15 protein-coding genes are annotated in these 22,557 nt (G+C 61.9%); 11 read left to right on the plus strand and 4 right to left on the minus strand.

What is annotated here, in order from left to right; translation table 11 throughout:
• Positions 1-94: 94 nt before the first annotated feature.
• Positions 95-1,285 carry a benzoate/H(+) symporter BenE family transporter gene (locus V6F91_RS00965; RefSeq protein WP_332761668.1) on the plus strand — a complete coding sequence of 397 codons (1,191 nt, stop codon included), beginning with the start codon at positions 95-97 and terminating at the stop codon, positions 1,283-1,285.
• A gap of 242 nt (positions 1,286-1,527) precedes the next feature.
• Here V6F91_RS00965 and V6F91_RS00970 read toward each other — a convergent pair whose 3' ends face one another.
• Entirely contained in the window at positions 1,528-1,872 is a 345-nt protein-coding gene (locus V6F91_RS00970) for a YggL family protein (protein ID WP_016773843.1), read from the minus strand.
• A gap of 233 nt (positions 1,873-2,105) precedes the next feature.
• Between V6F91_RS00970 and dacB the strand changes: the two genes are divergently transcribed.
• Positions 2,106-3,566, plus strand: coding sequence for a D-alanyl-D-alanine carboxypeptidase/D-alanyl-D-alanine endopeptidase (gene dacB, locus V6F91_RS00975; RefSeq protein ID WP_332761671.1), 1,461 nt, complete (start codon positions 2,106-2,108; stop codon positions 3,564-3,566).
• Positions 3,567-3,701: 135 nt separating this feature from the next.
• Here dacB and V6F91_RS00980 read toward each other — a convergent pair whose 3' ends face one another.
• Together V6F91_RS00980 and rlmKL are read right to left on the minus strand one after the other, a co-directional pair.
• Entirely contained in the window at positions 3,702-6,086 is a 2,385-nt protein-coding gene (locus V6F91_RS00980; RefSeq protein WP_332761673.1) for a diguanylate cyclase, read from the minus strand.
• 144 nt (positions 6,087-6,230) lie between these two features.
• The gene (gene rlmKL / locus V6F91_RS00985; protein WP_332761675.1) at positions 6,231-8,501 is read right to left on the minus strand and encodes a bifunctional 23S rRNA (guanine(2069)-N(7))-methyltransferase RlmK/23S rRNA (guanine(2445)-N(2))-methyltransferase RlmL; all 2,271 of its coding nucleotides are present in this window, start codon (positions 8,499-8,501) and stop codon (positions 6,231-6,233) included.
• Between the two features lie 531 nt (positions 8,502-9,032).
• On the opposite strand from rlmKL, the gene rmf reads away from it, so the two are divergent.
• Positions 9,033-9,248, plus strand: a complete 216-nt coding sequence (gene rmf, locus V6F91_RS00990) for a ribosome modulation factor (RefSeq protein ID WP_003223300.1) — start codon at positions 9,033-9,035, stop codon at positions 9,246-9,248.
• Between the two features lie 259 nt (positions 9,249-9,507).
• Here the strand turns inward: rmf and V6F91_RS00995 are convergent, their stop codons facing one another.
• On the minus strand, positions 9,508-10,527 hold the full coding sequence (locus tag V6F91_RS00995; RefSeq protein WP_332761677.1) for a quinone-dependent dihydroorotate dehydrogenase: 1,020 nt from the start codon (positions 10,525-10,527) through the stop codon (positions 9,508-9,510).
• A 222-nt stretch (positions 10,528-10,749) separates the two neighbouring features.
• On the opposite strand from V6F91_RS00995, the gene V6F91_RS01000 reads away from it, so the two are divergent.
• The 8 genes from V6F91_RS01000 (at position 10,750) to cobA (ending at position 22,537) form a co-directional block, all read left to right on the plus strand.
• The gene (locus tag V6F91_RS01000) at positions 10,750-11,961 is read left to right on the plus strand and encodes a CmpA/NrtA family ABC transporter substrate-binding protein (protein WP_332761679.1); all 1,212 of its coding nucleotides are present in this window, start codon (positions 10,750-10,752) and stop codon (positions 11,959-11,961) included.
• Positions 11,962-11,976: 15 nt separating this feature from the next.
• A complete protein-coding gene (locus tag V6F91_RS01005) occupies positions 11,977-12,552 on the plus strand; it encodes an ANTAR domain-containing response regulator (protein WP_093103051.1) in 576 nt (191 codons plus the stop codon).
• A 429-nt stretch (positions 12,553-12,981) separates the two neighbouring features.
• A complete protein-coding gene (locus V6F91_RS01010; RefSeq protein WP_332761682.1) occupies positions 12,982-14,193 on the plus strand; it encodes a nitrate/nitrite transporter in 1,212 nt (403 codons plus the stop codon).
• 7 nt (positions 14,194-14,200) lie between these two features.
• Positions 14,201-15,871, plus strand: coding sequence for a bifunctional protein-serine/threonine kinase/phosphatase (locus V6F91_RS01015; protein ID WP_332761684.1), 1,671 nt, complete (start codon positions 14,201-14,203; stop codon positions 15,869-15,871).
• Positions 15,872-16,292: 421 nt separating this feature from the next.
• Entirely contained in the window at positions 16,293-18,746 is a 2,454-nt protein-coding gene (gene nirB, locus V6F91_RS01020; RefSeq protein WP_332761686.1) for a nitrite reductase large subunit NirB, read from the plus strand.
• Complete coding sequence (nirD, locus tag V6F91_RS01025) at positions 18,743-19,060, plus strand: nitrite reductase small subunit NirD (protein ID WP_090282554.1); 318 nt, start codon at positions 18,743-18,745, stop codon at positions 19,058-19,060. Before nirB ends, nirD begins: the two co-directional genes overlap by 4 nt.
• Positions 19,060-21,774: a molybdopterin-dependent oxidoreductase gene (locus V6F91_RS01030; protein ID WP_332761689.1), complete on the plus strand. Its 2,715-nt coding sequence runs from the start codon at positions 19,060-19,062 to the stop codon at positions 21,772-21,774. Before nirD ends, V6F91_RS01030 begins: the two co-directional genes overlap by 1 nt.
• Before the next feature lie 13 nt (positions 21,775-21,787).
• On the plus strand, positions 21,788-22,537 hold the full coding sequence (gene cobA / locus V6F91_RS01035) for a uroporphyrinogen-III C-methyltransferase (protein ID WP_332761691.1): 750 nt from the start codon (positions 21,788-21,790) through the stop codon (positions 22,535-22,537).
• Positions 22,538-22,557: the final 20 nt, after the last annotated feature.

Here is a 22,557-nt window from a genome sequence, read left to right on the forward strand (position 1 = left end):
GCTGACCGACACTCCGCTTTCGCGAGCAGGCTCGCTCCCACAGGGGTTGTGTGTTGTGGCGGGGATCTCCATTGGTATAAGGAACACCATCGTCATGACCGACGCTACCCACGCCCGCCTGCGGCCCCTCGCCGACACCACACCGTCCGCCATCGTCGCCGGCTTCATTGCGATGATGACCGGTTACACCAGCTCGCTGGTGCTGATGTTCCAGGCCGGGCAAGCGGCGGGTCTGACCAGCGGGCAGATTTCCTCGTGGATCTGGGCGATCTCGATCGGCATGGCGGTGTGTTCGATCGGCCTGTCGCTGCGTTATCGCACGCCGATCACCATCGCTTGGTCGACACCCGGCGCCGCGCTATTGATTACCAGCCTCGGCGGTGTGAGCTACGGCGAGGCAATCGGCGCCTACATCACCTGCGCAGCGCTGGTGACCATTTGCGGCCTGACCGGCAGCTTCGAACGGCTGGTGAAAAAGATCCCCGCCTCACTGGCCGCAGCATTGCTGGCTGGCATCCTGTTCAAGATCGGCAGCGAAATCTTCGTCGCTGCGCAGCACCGTACCGGTCTGGTGCTGGGGATGTTCTTCACCTATCTGCTGATCAAACGCCTGTCGCCGCGCTATGCGGTACTCGCCGCCCTGCTGATCGGCACCGCACTGTCGGGCGCCATGGGCCTGCTCGACTTCAGCGCTTTCCACCTGGAAGTCGCCACCCCGGTCTGGACAACACCGCACTTTTCACTGGCCGCGACCATCAGCATCGGCATTCCGCTGTTCGTGGTCGCCATGACCTCACAGAACATGCCCGGTGTCGCCGTCCTGCGCGCCGACGGTTACAGCGTTCCGGCCTCGCCGCTGATTACCACCACCGGCATCGCCTCGCTGCTGCTGGCCCCGTTCGGCTCCCACGGCATCAACCTCGCCGCCATCAGCGCCGCCATCTGCACCGGGCCGCACGCCCACGAAGACCGCAACAAGCGTTACACCGCTGCCGTCTGGTGCGGAATTTTCTACGGGATTGCCGGGGTGTTCGGCGCGACGTTGGCGGCGTTGTTTGCGGCGTTGCCGAAAGAACTGGTGCTGTCGATTGCTGCACTGGCGTTGTTTGGTTCGATCATCAACGGCTTGAGCATTGCCATGAGCGAGGTGAAGGAGCGCGAAGCGGCGTTGATTACCTTCATGGTTACGGCGTCGGGGCTGACGTTGTTTTCGATTGGGTCGGCGTTCTGGGGGATTGTGGCGGGGGTTTTGACGCTGGTGATTTTGAATTGGCGTAAAGCGTAAGGTCAAAAGCCCCTCACCCTAGCCCTCTCCCGGGGGGAGAGGGGACTGACCGTGGTGGCTGAAAAAGGTGCTGCGACATGCGCTACCGAGTCGAACCCACATCTTGAAAAGCCCACAAATCGGCCCCCTCTCCATCGGGAGAGGGCTGGGGTGAGGGGCGAATTCACCTCCAGACCCAAGCCGCACCCCCAAACCCCAGACGAAAAAAAACGGCGACCCTCAGGCCGCCGTTCTTTTCAGTATCACTTCGCCGCGTTGATCGGCTTTTCCGGATACCACACGTCCAGCAACGGGCTGACTTCGTACTTGGTCAGCTCGGAACGGTTTTTCAACCAGGCTTCAACGGCAGCACGCTGCTCTTCGTTGACCGAGCCACGCTTCTGCAGGCACACCAGACCGAAGTCATCGCCGCCGACATAACCCAGACCGTTGGCTTCCATGGCTTCTTTGATGAATGCTTCGAGGAAAGCGTCAATGGCTTCTTCGGACAAGTCTTCTTTGAAGTCCAGGTTCAGTTCGAAACCCAGCTCTTGAAATTCATCAACGCACAGTTTTTTGCGCAGACGCTGGGAACGGTTAGTCGCCATTGGAACAATCCTCTTAAGTAATAACGGCCGGCACTTTACCAGTTTAACCCGGCGATTGCCCGACTCTCTGGCCTCTGTGGCCGACCGCCTGTAAAAAATAACGATTTGCAACGCCCCGACAAGGCACAAGCTGTTACAGCTTGGGGCATAATGCCGACACTTTCGTGACCACTGAGGGCTTTTTCATCCATGCCCTCGTTATTTTTCCCCTCGGCTGTAGGGTTTTATTTCATATGATCAAATCGTTGCGTCCATTGCTTCTCGCCGGTTTTCTTCTGCCGCTGGCCCTGCCTGTTTCCGCCGCCACCATCAACACCGCCCTCACCCCCAACGTCGAAAAAGCCCTCAAGGCCAGCAAGCTGCAGCCCAGTGCCCTGTCGCTGGTGATGGTGCCGCTGGAAGGTCCGGGCACGCCGACCGTGTTCAACGCCGACGTGTCGGTGAACCCGGCCTCGACGATGAAACTGGTGACCACTTATGCGGCGCTGGAAATGCTCGGCCCCAACCACCAGTGGAAAACCGAGTTCTACACCGATGGCGACCTGAGTGGCGGCATTCTCAACGGTAACCTCTACCTCAAGGGTGGCGGCGATCCGAAGCTGAACATGGAAAAGCTCTGGCTGCTGATGCGCGACCTGCGCGCCAACGGCGTGACTCAGATCACCGGGGATCTGGTGCTCGACCGCAACTTCTTCATTCAGCCGCAACTGCCGGAATTCAACGACGACGGCAATGACGACAACAAGCCGTTTCTGGTCAAACCCGACTCGCTGCTGGTCAACCTCAAGGCGCTGCGCTTCGTCGCACGCAATGACGGTGGCCGCGTGCTGATTTCGGTGGAACCGCCGATTGCCAGTATTCATATCCAGAACACCGTCAAGGCGCTGCCGTCCAAGCAGTGCACCGGCGGCGTGCGCTACAACCCGGTACCGCAGGCTGACGGCAGCGTCAACGTGACCGTCGCCGGGCAGTTGGGCGAAGGCTGCAGCTCGCAGACCTACCTGTCGCTGCTCGACCACGCGACCTACACCGCAGGTGCCGTGCGGGCGATCTGGAAAGAACTGGGTGGCAGCATTCAGGGCCAGGATCGTCTGGCCTCTACGCCGAGCAATGCCAAGCTGCTCGCGCGCGCCTACTCGCCGGACCTCGCCGAGATCATCCGCGACATCAACAAATACAGTAACAACACCATGGCCCAGCAGCTGTTCCTCAGCCTCGGCCAGCGTTTTCGCAACGAAGCCGACGGTGACGACGCCAAGGCCGCACAACGCGTAGTACGCCAGTGGCTGGCGAAGAAAGGCATCACCGCACCGCATCTGGTGATGGAGAATGGCTCCGGTCTGTCCCGCGCCGAACGTGTCAGCGCCCGTGAAATGGCGAGCATGCTGCAGGCCGCATGGCACAGCCCGTATGCCGCCGAATACATCAGCTCGATGCCGATCGCCGGTACCGACGGCACCATGCGCAAACGCCTGAAGACCACCGCCATGCGCGGTGAAGCGCACATCAAGACCGGTACGTTGAACACCGTGCGGGCGATTGCCGGCTTCAGCCGTGATGTGAACGGCAACACCTGGGCGGTGGTGGCGATTCTGAATGACAAGGCACCTTTCGGCGCATCATCGGTGCTCGATCAGGTGCTGCTGGACCTGTACAAACAACCGAAACTGCCGCAGACCGCGTCGGTCCTCTGACCGGATTCTGGAAACACCGTCAACCCCTGTGGGAGCGAGCTTGCTCGCGAAGACGTCAGTACAGTCAATATCTTCCTTGACTGATCGGGCCCCTTCGCGAGCAAGCTCCCTCCCACAAGGGATTTGCGCCAGGTTCTAACTCATCTGCCGCTCAACCCGGTCCCGACCATTCTGCTTCGCCGCATACACGCCCGAGTCTGCCCTCAGCAACAACGCATCCGCGCCCTCCCCCGGTCGCCAACTGGCGATGCCGAAACTCGCCGTGACCACGCCGACCACGTCCACCGGCGCACTGCGCAGGCCTTCCCAGAGTTCCATCGCCAACATGTAAGCATGTTCGCCGTCGATGTCCGGGCACAGCACCATGAACTCCTCGCCGCCCAGACGGCAGAACACATCGGTGCGGCGCAGGCGATGGCCAATTCGTTCGCACACCGCTTGCAGGACCCGGTCGCCAACGGCATGGCCGTACTGGTCGTTGATGCGTTTGAAGTGGTCGATGTCGAGCATGATCACCGACAATTCGCCACCGCCACGCTCGACCCGCGCCATCTCGGTGGTCAGGCGTTCCTGAAAATAGCGGCGGTTGTGAATGCCGGTCAGCGAGTCGGTGACTGACAACGCACGCAATTCTTCTTCGACGCGTTTGAGGTCGGAGATGTCCGAGATATAGCCGTGCCACAGCACGCCGCCGCCCGGCAGTTCCTCCGGCGTCGCCTCGCCGCGTACCCAGCGCAGGCCGCGCTCTGGCAGTTGCACGCGATATTCCTCACGCCACGGGCTGAGGCTTTCGGCGGAGGCGCGGATCGACGAGCGCACGCGGGTCACGTCTTGCGGATGAATGCGGGTGAAAATCGCCTCGGCGTTGAACAGCAGCACATCGGGCTCCAGCTCGTAGATCTCGCGGATACCGTCGCTGGCGTAAATCACACTGAAACGCCCATCGAATTCCATCTTGAACTGGTAGATGCCACCGGGCACATGGGCGCTGAGCTTCTTCAGCAGCACATCGCGCGCCGCCAGCACTTCGTGTACGCGCTTGCGCTCGGTGATATCGATGCAGATCGCCAGATGCCCGACCCACAAACCCTGCTCATCGAGCACCGGGGTGGCGAGCATGTTCACCGGCAGATGACTGCCGTCGCTGCGCACCAGCGTCCATTCGCGGGCCTCGTGACCGCCGACTTCACCGCCCTCGACCAGCATTGCATGGCAGGTCGGGATGCTTTTGCCGTAGCGCGCGCTCAACTCGGCCGCGCGGGCGGCCAGTTCGCGGGGCAGGTGCAGGTTTTCCAGGGTCATGCGGCCGACGACTTCGGCGCTGCTGTAGCCGAGCATCTGCTCAGCGCCAGGGTTGAACGTGTTGATCACGCCGCGCAAGTCGGTAGCAATGATTGCCACCTGGGTCGCGGCGTTGAGGACTCCGCGCAGCTGGCCGTGGGTGCCGCGCAGTTCCTGTTCGCTGGCGTGCAGTTCCTGAGTGCGCAACTGGACCAGGCGCAAGGCGCGCTGGCGCTGACTGACCAGCACATAAAGCAGTGCACTGAGCAACAGACTGAGCAAGCTGCCCAGCACCACCACGCTGCTGACCGACGAGTGATTGGCCTGCATGAACCCTTCGCTCGGCAGGATATCGACCTGATAGTCATGATCGGCCATGCGCACCAGTCGCGTGGTCGCCAGATCGCTCGGCACCGCTTGATTGCTCGACTCGAACAGCACCTCGTGCTGGTCATGGGTCGACAGATCGAGAATGCGCACCGAGAGATAATCATGCAGCGCATCCGGCAAGCCGTCGGCCAGCAGCTGGCGCATGCTGATCACTGCCATCACATAGCCGAACGGCTGTAACTGGCCAGGACGAATCACCGGTGCCAGCAGCAACACTCCACGCGCATACGACGGCTCTATGCCGACCAGATGCATCGGTTGCGACACCACCAGGCTGCGCAGCCGGTCAGCGCGCTGCAAGGTTTCTCGGCGCAATGGCTGGGCGAGCAAGTCATAGCCCAGCGGCGCCGGCAGTCGGCTCTGCGTCTGGGTGTACAACACCGGCACGTATTCATCGCGCGGCGCCGCCAGTTGCAGTTCGCCGTTGGCGTCCAGCTCACGCAGGGTGAACGTGCTCAGGCCTTCATCACGCACCCGCTGCTCGAACACCGCACGTTCGGCGCCGCTGACTCTGGGGGCATAGGTATAGGCTTGGGTGCGCAGCAATAACGGTCGGGAGTAACCGTCGAATTCGGCGCGGGAGACTGATTCGGAATTGGCGAAGAAGCGGCGCAGGCCATCGAGGCGCTGCTCCTGATCCTGAAAGCGTTCTTCGATGCGGCTGTAGCGCTCGTTGGCCAGCAGCTGGAAGCGCTGACGCAATTGTTGCTGAAACTGGTTGTAACTGGCCCAGGCGAGCAGCCCCGTGAGAACTGCGCCAGCGAGCAATACCAGCATCGCGACCAGCCAGGCCGAAACGTCTTCACTGATAAAGCCCAGTATCTTCGGGCGCACGGGGTGCAACGACATAAAGACCACTCACTGCGCGAGCATTACGGGAAAACCCCATTGACCGTGTGTGAGTTATAGCTATTAGCCACTAATTTAGCTAGCGCGGGCGGATCCGCGGAGCCTTTTAAAATCAAGGCTCTGAGGATCCAATCCCGGCAGGCGTCAACGGGCCGTGATTTTCCAGGCGCGGTGGATCCTGGTGTTGCGGGCGAAATCCGGATCAATGGTCTGCGCGCTGATTTCCTCGACCGCGTAACGCTCGGCGAGGTTGTCCTCCAACTGGAACTTGCGGAAGTTGTTGGAGAAGTACAGCACACCGCCCGGCGCCAGACGCGCCATCGCGAGATCGATCAACTGCACCTGATCACGCTGCACGTCGAAGATGCCTTCCATGCGCTTGGAGTTGGAGAAGGTCGGCGGGTCGATGAAAATCAGGTCGTACTCGTCACGGCTGCTTTCCAGCCAGGCCATCACGTCGCCCTGCTCCAGACGGTTCTTGTCCGAGAAACCGTTCAGCGACAGGTTGCGGCGCGCCCAGTCCAGATAGGTTTTCGACAGATCGACGCTGGTGGTGCTGCGCGCGCCGCCCTTGGCCGCGTGCACGCTGGCCGTCGCGGTGTAGCAGAACAGATTGAGGAAGCGCTTGCCGGCGGCCTCTTTCTGGATGCGCATGCGCATTGGGCGGTGGTCGAGGAACAGGCCGGTGTCGAGGTAGTCGGTGAGGTTGACCAGCAGCTTCACCCCGCCTTCATTGACCTCGACGAACTTGCCCTGCGCCGCCTGACGCTCGTACTGCTTGGTGCCGCTCTGACGTTCGCGACGCTTGACCACCACGCGGCTCTTGTCGACATTCAACGCCTGCGGAATCGCCGCCAGCGCATCGAACATGCGCGCCGAGGCCTTTTCCGGGTCGATGGATTTCGGCGCGGCGTATTCCTGAACGTGCACCCAGTCGTGGTACAGATCGATCGCCATCGCGTACTCAGGCATGTCGGCATCGTAGACACGGTAGCAATCGATGCCTTCGCGCTTGACCCACTTGCCCATGGCCTTGAGGTTCTTTTGCAGGCGGTTGGCGAACATCTGCCCGCCTTCGCTCAGGCGCGGCTGTTCGATTACCGGTGCCGGGGCTGGCGTCGGCTTGATCGGGTTGCCGTTCTTGTTGAACTTGCGTTCCTGCGGCTCGTCCGGGCTCTGATCGTAGGTCGCTTGCTCGCGCTCGGCCTGACGCTGCTCCGGGGTTCGCCGCTCGCCGGTGACGAACTGGTCCGGCAGGACCTTGATCAGCAGCAGCTTGCACGGCAGTGCGCCGTTCCAGAATGAATACTGTTTGTGGCTGCGAATGCCCATGCGCTTGCCCAGATCCGGGGCGCCGGTGAACACCGCCGCTTCCCAGTTCAGGCAGGCCTGACGCAGACGCTCGCCGAGGTTCTGGTAGAGGTACAACAGGCTGGCTTCGTCACCGAGACGCTCGCCGTACGGCGGGTTGCAGATGACCAGACCTTTCTGGTTCTGGTCCGGACGCGGTTCGAAGGTCGCGACTTCGCCCTGGTAGATCTTGATCCACTCGCTCAAACCGGCGCGTTCAACGTTGTTGCGCCCCGGCTGGATCAAGCGCGGATCAGCTTCGTAACCGCGAATCCACAGCGGTGGCTTGGCCAGACCGGCCGCAGCGCGTTCAACAGCTTCTTCGTGGAGTTTTTTCCACAACGCCGGAACGTGGCCGAGCCAGGCGGTGAAGCCCCACTGCTCGCGACGCAGGTTTGGCGCCATGTCGGCGGCGATCATCGCTGCTTCGACGAGGAACGTGCCGACACCGCACATCGGGTCAGCCAGGGCGCCACCTTCGGCAGCAATGCGCGGCCAGCCGGAACGGATCAGGATGGCCGCTGCGAGGTTTTCCTTCAGCGGCGCTGCGCCCTGCTGCAAGCGATAGCCGCGCTGGTGCAGGCTGTGGCCGGAGAGGTCGAGGGAGAGGATCGCTTCGCCGCGATCCAGACGCAGGTGAATGCGCAGGTCCGGATTGAGCTTGTCGATCGACGGACGGTCGCCCTGCGGCGTGCGCAGCTTGTCGACGATGGCGTCTTTGACTTTCAAGGCGCCGAAGTGAGTGTTGTCGATGCCCGAGCCGTGACCGCTGAATTCAACGGCCAGGGTGCCGTCGCTGAGCATGTGATCCTGCCAGTCGATGTCGAGCACGCCGTGGTACAGGTCTTCAGCGTCTTTCATCGGGAAGCGCTTGAGCACCAGCAACACGCGGTTGGCCAGACGCGACCAGAGGCACAGGCGATAGGCGGTTTCCATGGTCGCCATGCCGCGCACGGCGGAAGTGTGCTCGCGCGCTTCTTCAAGGCCAAGCCCGACGGCTTCCTCGATGAGCAGGCCTTCAAGGCCTTTGGGGCAAGTGAGGAAGAGTTCGAAACGGTCGGACATGGTGATTTCCAGAGCCTTTGGCTAGTGGACCGACAACGCATTGCCGATCCGGTTTTCAATCAGGCGCTTTTCTGAGAGAGCGCCCGCGTGGCACGAAGGTGTGCCGTTCCATCCCCGCTGCTCGGGTTAAAAGAGCTTAGATGCCGGGACAGATAAAAAAGTTGAAGCAACAAAATGTCTTGAAGTGACCCTTCGTCGCTTAGTACCTGAGCGCAAACGTGGGTCATTCTCACTAAAGAATTAACCCCATCATCCAGCGCGGCGCCGATCATACCGGGGTTTGCTCAACAATCGTTCAATTAATACGCGGTTACTTATTGCCATAGCATCCTTTCCGTTACGTGCTTATGACAAAACGGTCATTCCCTCGCTGTGACTCATTGGTTAGAACTGCATACAGGTTGACGTCGCAACGGCGTCAACACCTTGGCTCGCCACGCCGGCAGCGAGCCGCACCATGGCAGGTTTTTTCTGCCAGACCTCAATTGAGGTCAACGCGACACTACAGTCAACAAGTGAGGGAAACACCCTATGAGAAGACTTAAGCGTGATCCGTTGGAAAGAGCGTTTTTGCGCGGATATCAATATGGCGTTGGTGGCAAATCCCGTGAGCTTTGCCCATTTACTCTACCGTCGGTACGTCAAGCCTGGATCAACGGCTGGCGAGAAGGACGCGGCGACAACTGGGACGGTATGACCGGCACTGCGGGAATCCACAGACTCAACGAACTTCACGCCGTCGGCTGACACAGGGCATTTATTGCGACACGACAATCTGAATATGTAACGAATTAACCACGCACGTCCCTCCCGGACGGCGGGCTACGGCCCAGGGGCTCCTTCGAGGAGCCCTTTTTATTACCTGCGAAAACACTGAGCTGAATACATTACCTGTGGGAGCGAGTCTGCTCGCGAAGGCGGTGTATCAGACCCTGATAATGTGACTGACAAACCGCTTTCGCGAGCAGGCTCGCTCCTACAGGGGATCACCAGGGTGTCAGATGGCTCAGCGCAGCGCGGCGATGGCATCCACCGCTTCGCGAATCAGCGCCGGGCCCTTGTAGATGAAGCCGGAATAAATCTGCACCAGGCTCGCACCGGCCTCGATCTTCTCGGCCGCGTGCTTGCCTTCGGTGATCCCGCCGGCGGCAATGATCGGCAAACGCCCGGCCAACTCACCCGCCAACACCTTCACGGTATGGGTGCTCTTCTCGCGCACCGGTGCGCCGGACAGACCGCCCGCCTCGTCGCCATGCTCCATGCCTTCAACGCCGACCCGGCTGAGGGTGGTGTTGGTCGCGATCACCGCGTCCATGCCGGTGTCGATCAACGCCTGCGCCACCTGCACGGTTTCTTCGTCGGTCATGTCCGGGGCGATCTTGATCGCCAGCGGCACATGCTTGCCGTGGCGCAGCGCCAGTTCAGCGCGGCGCGTGGCCAGGTCGGCGAGCAATTGCTTGAGCGAATCACCGAACTGCAGGCTGCGCAGGCCCGGGGTGTTTGGCGAGCTGACGTTGACCGTCACGTAGCTGGCGTGGGCGTAAACCTTGTCGAGGCAGATCAGGTAATCGTCGACCGCACGTTCGACCGGGGTGTCGAAGTTCTTGCCGATATTGATGCCCAGCACGCCCTGGTATTTCGCTGCGGCGACGCGGGCCAGCAGATTGTCGACGCCGAGGTTGTTGAAGCCCATGCGATTGATGATCGCCTCGGCTTCCGGCAGGCGGAAAATCCGTGGTTTTGGATTACCCGGTTGTGGACGCGGGGTCACGGTGCCGATTTCCACAAAGCCAAAACCCAGTTGTGCGAAACCATCGATGGCCGCACCGTTCTTGTCCAGACCCGCCGCCAGCCCGACCGGGTTGGGAAACTCCAGGCCCATGACGGTCACCGGCACCTGCGCCGGCGCCTTGCACAGCAAGCCGTTGAGGCCCAAACGCCCACCCGCGCCGATCAGATCCAGCGACAGATCGTGGGAGGTTTCCGGGGAAAGTTTGAACAACAGCTGACGGGCCAGGGTGTACATGGGCGGCAATGACTCGGGCGGCGAAAAGAGGCGGCGATTATAGCCGGGCATGGCACTGCGGCGCGAGGCGCACGCGCAAATCGCGCCGGTGGCATATGCCTTGCACTTTCGCGGTTATCAACTCGCCGGCCAATGACGGCAGACGAGCACGGACAATGGCGTCGTCGACGGGTTTGCCAGGGCAAAGTCCGCGGCGACGCTTTTTTTTCGAGGTGGCGGTATATGAATGAACTGACGGTCGGGCCACTGGCCTGGGTCAATGGCAGCGATGCGCCGGAAAAGAGCGCGATCAACCTCGGCTTCATGGCCCTGAGCGACTGCGCCTCGGTCGTTGTCGCGGCCACGCAGGGCTTTGCCCAGCCTTACGGCCTGACGCTGAACCTCAAGCGTCAGGCCTCGTGGGCCAATCTGCGCGACAAACTGGTCAGCGGCGAACTCGATGCCGCGCACAGCCTTTACGGGCTGATCTACGCCGTGCATCTGGGCATCGGCGGCGTCGCGCCGACCGACATGGCGGTGCTGATGGGCCTCAACCAGAACGGCCAAAGCCTGAACCTGTCACGCAACCTGCAAAACCTCGGCGTGAACAGTCCTGAAGCGCTCGACCGCCACGTGCACCAAAGCCGCGCAAAACTGACCTTCGCCCAGACCTTTCCCACCGGCACCCATGCGATGTGGCTGTATTACTGGCTGGCGAGCCAAGGCATTCATCCATTGCAGGATGTCGACAGTGTGGTGGTGCCGCCACCGCAAATGGTCGCGCACCTGCAAGCCGGGCGCATCGACGGTTTTTGCGTCGGCGAGCCGTGGGCCGCCAGCGCAGTGCAGCAGGACCTCGGTTTTACCCTCGCCACCAGCCAGACCATCTGGCCCGATCACCCGGAAAAGGTCCTCGGCTGCACCCGTGAATTCGTCGAGCAGTACCCGAATACCGCGCGGGCGTTAGTGATGGCAATTCTCGAGGCTAGCCGCTTCATCGAAGCCAGCCCGGAAAATCGCCGCAGTACCGCACACCTGCTCAGCGCGGCGGAATACCTCGATGCCCCGGTGCCGTGCATCGAACCGCGCTTTCTCGGCGACTATGCCGACGGCCTCGGCAATCGCTGGCAGGACCCGCACGCGCTGCGCTTTCACGGCAATGGCGAGGTCAACTTGCCGTACCTCTCCGATGGCATGTGGTTCATGACCCAGTTCCGCCGCTGGGGTCTGCTGCGCAGCGACCCGGACTACCTCGCCGTGGCACGTCAGGTGCAGCAACTGCAGCTGTATCGCGATGCCGCAACCACTGTCGGCGTAGCGGCGTGGGGCACCGACATGCGCAGCAGCCAGTTGCTCGACGGCAAGGTCTGGGATGGCAGCGATCCGGCAGGCTATGCGCGCAGCTTCAAGCTGCACGCGCTGAGCGACGACGCTCCCCTGCTTGCCCAGCGCTGACCGGAGGCCGCGAACATGTTGCGCATTCTGCTGATCAACGACACCGCGAAAAAAGTCGGCCGTCTCAAGGCTGCACTGACCGAGGCCGGTTTCGAGGTAATCGACGAATCCGGTCTGACCATCGACCTGCCCGCACGCGTCGAAACGGTGCGCCCGGATGTGATCCTGATCGATACCGAGTCACCGAGCCGCGATGTCATGGAGCAAGTGGTGCTGGTCAGCCGCGACCAGCCACGGCCGATCGTGATGTTTACCGATGAGCATGACCCGACGGTGATGCGCCAGGCGATCAAGTCCGGGGTCAGCGCCTACATCGTCGAAGGCATTCACGCCCAACGCCTGCAGCCGATTCTCGACGTGGCGATGGCGCGCTTCGAAAGCGACCAGGCCTTGCGTGCGCAGTTGCAGGCGCGGGATCAGCAACTGGCCGAGCGCAAGCGCATCGAGTTGGCCAAAGGCTTGTTGATGAAGATGAAGGACTGCAATGAGGAAGAGGCCTACACCCTGATGCGCCGCCAGGCCATGAGCCGCCAGCAGAAGCTTATTCAGGTGGCGGAGCAGATCATTGCGATGAGTGAGTTGCTGGGATGAAATCTTCGCTGCTAATCAAGAGCCCCTCACCCTAGCCCTCTCCCGGAGGGAGAGGGGACCGACCGCGTTGTCTTGCGCTGTCCGCCGACCTGAACGACCGAGTCGATTATGGATTCACTCGAAATCGTCAGATCGGCACATGAATCGGCCATCCCCCGCTCAGTCCCCTCTCCCTCCGGGAGAGGGCTAGGGTGAGGGGCTTTTGCGTTTAAACACACTTGGCACAAATCTCGCTAAGCATTCCCCCAGGTAACCAACGGCGGTTGCCCCACCCACGACAAAGACGTCGCTCACCCCATTCGCTCTTGCGCGAATCAGGTAGCGGCGTTTTTGCGTTTTGGCCCCACAGACCGGGGCCGGTGGTGCGGCCGTGCAGGCGCTCCACCTGCTGTGCATGACTCCCGAGACTCTTATCAGCTGAGGTGCGCGATGAATTCAAGCTTCTGGAAATCCGGCCACACCCCGACCCTGTTCGCGGCCTTTCTGTATTTCGACCTGAGCTTCATGGTCTGGTATCTGCTCGGCCCGCTGGCGGTGCAGATTGCCGCCGACCTGCAACTGACCACGCAACAACGCGGCCTGGTCGTCGCCACGCCGATTCTCGCCGGCGCGGTGTTGCGCTTCGCCATGGGCATGCTTGCCGATCGCTTGTCGCCAAAAACCGCCGGGGTGATCGGCCAGGTCATCGTCATATGCGCACTGTTCGGTGCGTGGAAACTCGGTATTCACAGTTACGAGCAGGCGCTGATCCTCGGCCTGTTCCTCGGCATGGCCGGCGCTTCGTTCGCCGTGGCGCTGCCGCTGGCCTCGCAATGGTATCCGCCAGAGCATCAGGGCAAAGCCATGGGCATTGCCGGCGCGGGCAACTCCGGAACGGTATTCGCCGCGCTACTCGCGCCAGTGATTGCCGCCGCATTCGGCTGGAGCAATGTCTTTGGCTTTGCGCTGATCCCGCTGGTCCTGACGTTGGTGCTGTTCGCCTTGCTGGCGAAAAACGCTCCGCAACGGCCGAAACCAAAAGCCATGGCCGATTACTTCAAAGCCCTCGGCGACCGCGACAGCTGGTGGTTCATGTTTTTCTACAGCGTGACCTTCGGCGGATTCATCGGTCTGGCCAGCGCCCTGCCCGGCTATTTCAACGATCAATACGGTTTGAGTCCGGTCACTGCCGGTTACTACACCGCCGCCTGCGTGTTCGGCGGTAGCCTGATGCGCCCGCTGGGCGGTGCGCTGGCTGATCGCTTCGGTGGCATCCGCACCTTGCTGGCGATGTACACCGTCGCCGCCATCTGCATCGCCGCCGTCGGCTTCAATTTGCCAAGTTCCTACGCTGCACTGGCGCTTTTCGTCTGCACCATGCTCGGTCTGGGCGCCGGCAACGGTGCGGTGTTCCAACTGGTGCCGCAGCGCTTTCGTCTGGAAATCGGCGTTATGACCGGGTTGATCGGCATGGCCGGCGGCATCGGCGGTTTCGCTTTGGCGGCTGGCATGGGCGCGATCAAACAGAGCACCGGCAGCTATCAGCTGGCGCTGTGGTTGTTCGCCAGCCTCGGCGTACTGGCATGGTTTGGCCTGCACGGCGTCAAGCGTCGCTGGAGAACCACGTGGGGTTCGGCAGCGGTAACCGCGGCGCGGGTCTGAGGCGTCGATGGCCCTGCAACTGAGCTTTGCCGAAGCCAGCGCCACCGGCCCGCGCGCGGAGAATCAGGACGCGCTGCGTGCGGTGACGCCGGCGCCAGCGCTGGCGGCGAGCAAAGGCTATCTGTTCGCCATCGCCGACGGTGTCAGCCAATGCGCGGATGGCGGCCTCGCCGCGCGTTCGACCTTGCAGGCGCTGGCGCTGGACTACTACGCCACGCCGGAAACCTGGAGTGTGGCGCAAGCGCTGGATCGTCTGTTGCTCGCGCAAAACCGCTGGTTGCAGGCCAATGGCGGCGGGCAACCGCTGCTGACCACGGTCAGTGCGCTGGTGCTGCGCGGCCGGCGCTTCACCCTCGCCCACGTCGGCGATTGCCGGGTGTATCGCTGGCACGCCGACACGTTACAGCGCATCTCCGAGGATCACGTCTGGGACCAGCCGGATATGCAGCATGTGCTCAAGCGCGCGCTGGGACTGGATCAGCACCTGGTACTGGATTTTCTCGATGGTGAACTGCAGGAAGGCGAAAGCTTTGTATTGCTCAGCGATGGCGTCTGGTCGACGCTGGGCGATACCGCGATCGCGGCGATTCTGCGTGATCAGTCGGATCTACCTAGCGCCGCACGAACGCTGATCAACGCCGCACATCTGGCCGGCAGCCAGGACAACGCCAGTGCCTTGTTGGTGCGCGTCGATGCGCTTGGCGAATCGAGCATTGGCGACGCCTTGATTCATCTGCAGCAATGGCCCTTGCCGCCGCCGCTGAAACCCGGCCAGTCATTCGAAGGCTGGCAAGTGCAAGGCATTGTTGCGCAGAGCCAGCAATCGCTGCTGTATCGGGTCGCCGATGGCCAGGGCCAGTCGTGGCTGTTGAAAACCTTGCCGGCGCGCCTGGCGGACGACCCGCAGGCCGGGCAAGCGCTACTGTCCGAGGAATGGTTTCTGCGGCGCGTCGCCGGTCGGCACTTCCCCGAAGTGCATGCCTGCCCGCAGCGCCAGCATCTGTATTACGTGATGCGCGAATACCCGGGAACCACCCTGGCCCAATTGTTTCAACAACACGGCCCGTTGCCGCTGGCGCAGTGGCAGGACATCGCCGAGCGCTTGCTGCGCGCGGTCGGCCTGCTGCATCGGCGGCAGATTCTGCACCGCGACATCAAGCCGGAAAACCTGCATTGGGGCGATGACGGCGAATTGCGCCTGCTGGATTTCGGCCTGGCGTATTGCCCCGGTCTGTCGCAAGACGCGCCGTCGACGTTGCCGGGAACCCCCAGTTTTATCGCCCCCGAGGGATTTCGCGGGGATTCGCCAAGCGTGCAGCAGGACCTCTATTCGGTCGGCGTGACCCTGTATTACCTGCTCACCGGGCATTTTCCGTATGGCGAGATCGAAGCGTTTCAGCGACCGCGATTTGGCCTGCCGGTCAGTGCCAGTCGTTTCCGCCCTGATCTGCCGGAATGGCTGGCGCAGAGTCTCGAGCGCGGCGTTGCGGCCGACCCGCAGCAGCGCTTTGAAACGGCGGAAGAATGGTTGCTGCTACTGGAACAGGGTGAGCGGCGCAGTTTGAGCGTGCGGCCCAGACCGTTGCTGGAGCGCGAGCCGCTGAAGGTCTGGCGGACCATGGCGCTGGTGGCCTTGTTGGGGAATGTGGTGCTGCTTGTGTTGCTGTTTCACAGTTGAACCCGTGTCGCGGCATTCGCGAGCAAGCTCACTCCCACATTGGATTTCTGAGCGACACAGATCCCCTGTGGGAGCGAGCTTGCTCGCGAAGGCGTCAAATCAAGCACTGCAAATCCTCAGGTTGAATGCGCCACGAACGAGCAACACGCCTCCAATCGGTGCAAAAACCACCCCTCTTTTTCAGCCAATCCCCAATAAAACCGCCATTCCCCAAGTTGGCACAACCACTGCATTACTCCTCTCAACACACACATAAAGCCCAACCTTCAACGACGAAGGCTGGGCTCCCCGACAGAACGGGACCAGGACAAAGGCGTCCTCGCTAGGCAACTAGCGGGACGCCTTTTTTTGTTTGCGCAAAATTTGTCGAGCACGGCCCGACGGCCCACCAGAGGCCCGCCGCAGCTCCCCGGAGAACCTGATGAAAAAACTCAAACTGGTGATGATCGGTAATGGCATGGCCGGGGTTCGCACCCTCGAAGAACTGCTGAAACTGAGCAACGAGCTGTACGACATCACGGTCTTCGGCGCCGAACCGCACGCCAACTACAACCGCATCCTGCTGTCGCCGGTGCTGGCCGGTGAGCAGACCTTCGAAGAGATCGTGCTCAACGACCTCGACTGGTACCTGGAAAACAACATCAAGCTGCTGCTCAACCGCAAAGTGGTGGAGATCGACCGGGTCAAGCGCCGGGTGATCGCCGAGGATGGCACCGAAGCCGAATACGATCGCCTGCTGATCGCTACCGGCTCGACGCCGTTTATTTTACCGATCCCGGGCAACACCTTGCAGGGCGTGATCGGTTACCGCGACATCGCCGACACCCAGGCCATGATCGACACCGCCAAAACCCACAAGCACGCCGTGGTCATCGGCGGCGGCCTGCTTGGCCTCGAAGCGGCCAACGGCCTGATGCTGCGCGGCATGCACGTCACCGTGGTGCACCTCGGTGAATGGCTGCTGGAGCGGCAACTGGACAAGACCAGCGGCCAGCTTCTGCAATCGGCACTGGAAGCCCGAGGTCTGCACTTCCGCCTGTGCGAACAGACCCAGGCGCTGCACGACGCCGGCAATGGCCGGGTCGGTTCGGTGCAGTTCAAGAACGGCGACATCATCCCCGCCGATCTGGTGGTCATGGCCGCTGGCATCCGCCCCAACACCGAACTGGCGGAAAAGGCCGGTATCCCGTGCAACCGCGGGATTCTAGTCAACGACACCCTGCAAACCTACGACCCGCGTATCTACGCGATCGGCGAATGCGCCAGCCACCGCGGCATCGCCTACGGTCTGGTCGCGCCGCTGTTCGAACAGGCCAAGGTCTGCGCCAACCACCTCGCGCAATTGGGTTTCGCCCGTTATCAGGGTTCGGTGACCTCGACCAAACTCAAAGTCACCGGCATCGACCTGTTTTCCGCCGGTGACTTCATGGGCGGCGAAGGCACGGAAACCATCACCCTCTCCGACCCGATCGGCGGCGTGTACAAAAAACTGGTGATCAAGGATGACGTGCTGGTCGGCGCCTGTCTGTACGGTGATACGGCGGATGGTGGTTGGTATTTCCGGCAGATTCGTGAGAATCACGCCATCGGTGAGATCCGCGATCACTTGATGTTCGGCGAAAACGCCCTTGGCGACGTAGGACATCAGGGCCAGGACAAAGCCATGGTCATGGCCGACAGCGCCGAAGTCTGCGGTTGCAACGGCGTGTGCAAAGGCACCATCGTCAAGGCGATTCAGGAACACGGCCTGTTCAGCGTCGATGAAGTGAAGAAACACACCAAGGCTGCCAGCTCCTGCGGTTCCTGCGCGGGCCTGGTCGAGCAGATCCTGATCAACACGGTCGGCGGCGCCGCGGACGTCAAACCGAAAAGCGAAAAAGCCATTTGCGGTTGCAGCGATCTCAATCACGGGCAGATCCGCCAGGCGATTCGCCAGGAGCACCTGCTGACCATCGCCGAGACCATGAGCTACCTCAACTGGCGCACGCCGAACGGCTGTGCGACCTGCCGCCCCGCACTCAACTATTACTTGATTTCCACCTGGCCGGGCGAAGCCAAGGACGATCCGCAATCGCGCCTGATCAACGAACGCGCCCACGCCAACATTCAAAAGGACGGCACCTATTCGGTGGTGCCACGGATGTGGGGCGGCGTGACCAATCCTTCGGAGCTGCGGCGCATCGCTGACGTCGCCGACAAGTATCAAGTGCCGATGGTCAAGGTCACCGGCGGCCAGCGCATCGACTTGCTCGGGATCAAAAAACAGGATCTGCCCGGCGTATGGAAAGATTTGGACATGCCGTCCGGCCATGCCTACGGCAAATCCATCCGCACGGTAAAAACCTGCGTGGGCAGCGAGTTCTGCCGCTTCGGCACGCAGAATTCGACGCAACTGGGCATCGACCTCGAGCACGACCTGTTCAACATGTGGTCGCCGCACAAGGTCAAACTCGCGGTCTCCGGCTGCCCGCGCAATTGCTCGGAAGCGGGCATCAAGGACGTCGGCATCATCGGCGTCGATTCCGGTTGGGAGATGTACATCGGCGGCAACGGCGGGATCAAAACCGAAGTCGCCGAGTTCTTCGTCAAACTGAAAACCGCCGATGAAGTGCGCGAATACAACGGCGCGTTCCTGCAGCTGTATCGCGAAGAAGCTTTTTACCTCGAACGCACCGTGCACTACCTGCAACGGGTCGGCATGGAGCACATCAAGAAGAACGTGCTCGAAGACGCCGAGCGTCGCAAAGCCCTGAACGAGCGCCTGCAATTTTCCCTGTCGTTCGAACAGGACCCGTGGAAAGAGCGTCTGGCGCAACCGCAACTGAAGAAAGAATTCGATGTGATCCCCGTGAAAAACCTGGAGGTGCCGGCATGAACTGGCTCGATATCTGTGCCCTCGACGAGATCAACGCCCTCGGTTCGCGAATCATTGCCGGGCCGAAAGGTGACATAGCGATTTTTCGTACCAGCGACGATGAGGTTTTTGCCCTCGACGACCGCTGCCCGCACAAGGGCGGGCCGTTGTCGCAAGGCCTGATCTATGGCAAACGCGTGGCCTGCCCGCTGCACAACTGGCAGATCGACCTCGAATCCGGTGAAGCCCAGGCGCCGGACGTTGGCTGCGCCCATCACCATCCGGCGCGGGTCGAAAACGGTCGGGTGCAATTGGCTCTGCGGGACGCCATCTGATGAACCGCCAGACGACCGCCTCGACCTGCTGCTATTGCGGGGTCGGCTGCGGCGTACTGATCGAGCATGACGGCGAGCGCATCCTCGGCGTCAGCGGCGATCCGGCGCACCCGGCCAACTTCGGCAAACTGTGCAGCAAAGGCTCGACCCTGCACCTGACCGGCGACCTTGCCGCCCGCGCGCTCTACCCGGAGCTGCGTCTGGGCAAAGGCCTGGCGCGCAGCCGCACAGACTGGGACACCGCGCTGGAACACGCTGCCAATGTTTTCGCCGACACCATCGCCGAGCACGGCCCGGACAGCGTGGCGTTCTACATCTCCGGCCAGTTGCTGACCGAGGATTATTACGCCTTCAACAAACTGGCGCGGGCGCTGGTCGGCACCAACAACATCGACAGTAACTCACGCCTGTGCATGTCTTCGGCCGTGGTCGGCTACAAACGCAGCCTCGGCGCCGACGCGCCGCCGTGCAGTTATGAAGATCTGGAGCTGAGCGATTGCGTGATGATCGTCGGCAGTAACATGGCCTACGCCCATCCGGTGCTTTTCCGGCGACTGGAGGAAGCCAAATCCCGTCGCCCGTCGATGAGAGTCATCGTTATCGACCCGCGTCGTACTGACACCTGCGATCTGGCTGACCTGCACCTGGCGATTCTTCCAGGCACCGATGTCGCGTTGTTCCATGGGATTTTGCATCTGCTGCTGTGGGAAGACTGGGTCGACCGCGATTTCATCAAGGCACACACCGAAGGTCTGGCCGAGCTGAAGAATCTGGTGCGCGACTACACCCCGCAAATGGTTTCGCAGCTTTGTGGGATCAGCGTCGAGCAGTTGCAGCAGTGCGCCGAATGGATTGGTACATCGCCGAGCTTTCTGTCGCTGTGGTGCATGGGTTTGAATCAGTCCACCGCCGGCAGCGCGAAAAACAGCGCGCTGATCAATCTGCACCTGGCCACCGGGCAAATCGGTCGGCCGGGCGCAGGACCTTTCTCCCTGACCGGTCAGCCGAACGCCATGGGCGGGCGGGAAACCGGCAGTCTGTCGAATCTGCTACCCGGCCACCGCGATGCGGCCAACCCGCAGCATCGGGCCGAAGTGGCGCAATACTGGGGCGTGGAAAATCTGCCGGAGGCGCCCGGCCTCAGCGCTATCGAACTGTTTGAAAACCTGCGCAGCGGCAAGATCAAGGCCTTGTGGATCGCCTGTACCAACCCGGCGCAATCGATGCCGGACCAGAGCGCGGTGCGCGCGGCCCTTGAGGCCTGCCCGTTTGTGGTGTTGCAGGAAGCGTTTCGCACCACCGAAACCGCCGCCTTCGCTGACCTGTTATTGCCCGCCGCCAGCTGGGGCGAGAAAGAAGGCTCGGTGACCAACTCCGAGCGGCGCATTTCCCACGTTCGCCAGGCGATTGTCCCACCGGGTGAAGCACGGCCGGACTGGGCGATCACCGTGGATTTTGCCCAGCGGCTGGAGCACCGTCTGCGTGCGCAGCAGCCGAGTCTGTTTGCCTTCACTGAGCCAGCGCAATTGTTCGATGAGTTCAAAGGCCTGACCCGTGGCCGCGATCTCGATCTGTCCGGCATCAGCCATGCGCTGATTGATGAGATCGGCCCGCAGCAATGGCCCTTCCCTGCCGGCGCCCGCCAAGGCACGTCACGCTTGTACACCGACGGGGTTTTTCCTACCGCCAGCGGTCGCGCGCAATTCATCGCCGAGCCGTATCGTGCCGCCAGGGAGCAACGCGATGCACGCTTCCCGCTGACCCTGCTCACCGGGCGCCTGCGCGATCAGTGGCACGGCATGAGCCGCACCGGCACCGCTGCGCAACTGTTCGGCCACGTCAGCGAAGCCGTGCTGAGCCTGCACCCGGAAGAAATGCGCCGGCACCGTCTGCAACCGGGCGATCTGGTCAATCTGAAAAGCCGTCGTGGCGCGGTGATTGTCGCGGTCGGCAGCGATGACAGCGTGCGCCCCGGCCAGGCGTTTTTGCCGATGCACTGGGGCGATCGTTTTCTCAAGGGCGGCGTGAACAACCTGACCCAGCCGGCCTTCGATCCATTGTCGAAACAACCGGAACTGAAACACAGCGGCGTGCGCCTGGAGCCGGTCGATCTGCCGTGGCAACTGTTCGCCTTGATCGAGGGCGACGTGCAGCGGCATTTCGAGACGCTACGGCCGCTCTGCGAGGCGTTTTCCTATGTCAGCCTCAGCCTTGTCGGACGCGAACGTCCGGCGCTGCTGATACGCGCTGCCAGCCGCGAGGCGCCGGATGCGCCATTGCTCGCGCAAATCGATGAATGTCTGTCACTGATCGACGGTCCAGTCCTCGCCTACGACGATCCGCGCCGTGCCATTGGCAAACGCGTGCGCATCGAGAACGGCCGGATCACCGCGATTCGTCTGGCCGGCGAAACACTCGCGCAACATTGGCTGCAAGGTTTGTGGCTGGAGGGTCGTGCCGACGAACAACTGCGCCGCTGGCTGCTGGCGCCGATGAGTGCGCCGCCTGGCAATGCCGGGCTGCAGGTCGCGGCAAACAAGACTTTGTGCAACTGCAAAAACGTCAGCCTCAACGCCGTCTGCGTTGGCATTCGCCAGGGTCTGGATCTGCAGAGTCTGAAAAATCAATTGGGCTGCGGCACGCAATGCGGCTCGTGCGTCCCGGAAATCAAACGCTTGCTGGCCGCTGATGTGCAGCCGGCCGCCGTCATCTGATGAGGAAAACACCATGAATGCAAAAGTCTGGCTGGTGGGTGCAGGTCCTGGTGATCCGGAATTGCTGACCCTCAAAGCGGTACGCGCGCTGCACGCGGCCGATGTGGTGCTGATCGATGACCTGGTCAACGAAGCGGTGCTGGAACACTGCCCTGATGCGCGGATCATTAGCGTGGGCAAACGCGGTGGCTGTCGCTCGACCCCGCAGGCGTTCATCCACCGGCTGATGCTGCGTTACGCACGCCATGGCAAATGCGTGGTGCGGCTCAAGGGTGGCGATCCGTGCATTTTCGGCCGTGGCGGTGAAGAAGCGCAGTGGCTGCGCGAGCGCGGCGTCGAAGTGGAATTGGTCAACGGCATCACCGCGGGCCTGGCCGGCGCCACGCAATGCGATATTTCCCTGACCCTGCGCGGCGTCGCCAGAGGCGTAACGCTGGTGACCGCGCACACTCAGGACGATAGCCAACTGAACTGGCAGGCACTGGCACAGAGCGGGACGACGCTGGTGATCTATATGGGTGTGGCCAAACTCGGCGAGATTCGCGAGCAACTGCTGGCCGGGGGCATGGCGGCGGAAACGCCGGTGGCGATGATTGAAAATGCTTCACTGCCGCAGCAGCGTGAATGCCGCAGTGATCTGAGCGCCATGACTGAGGATGCCCGGCTATTCGAACTCAAGAGTCCTGCAATTCTGGTAATCGGTGCAGTCGCAGCCGCGACTCAGTCCGCGCAGTACGATCTGCTCTCGATAGCGACGGCCTGACAAACGCAGGCTCACCAAAT

Source organism: Pseudomonas koreensis (genome assembly GCF_036668835.1).
Classification (GTDB): Bacteria; Pseudomonadota; Gammaproteobacteria; order Pseudomonadales; family Pseudomonadaceae; genus Aquipseudomonas; species Aquipseudomonas koreensis_I.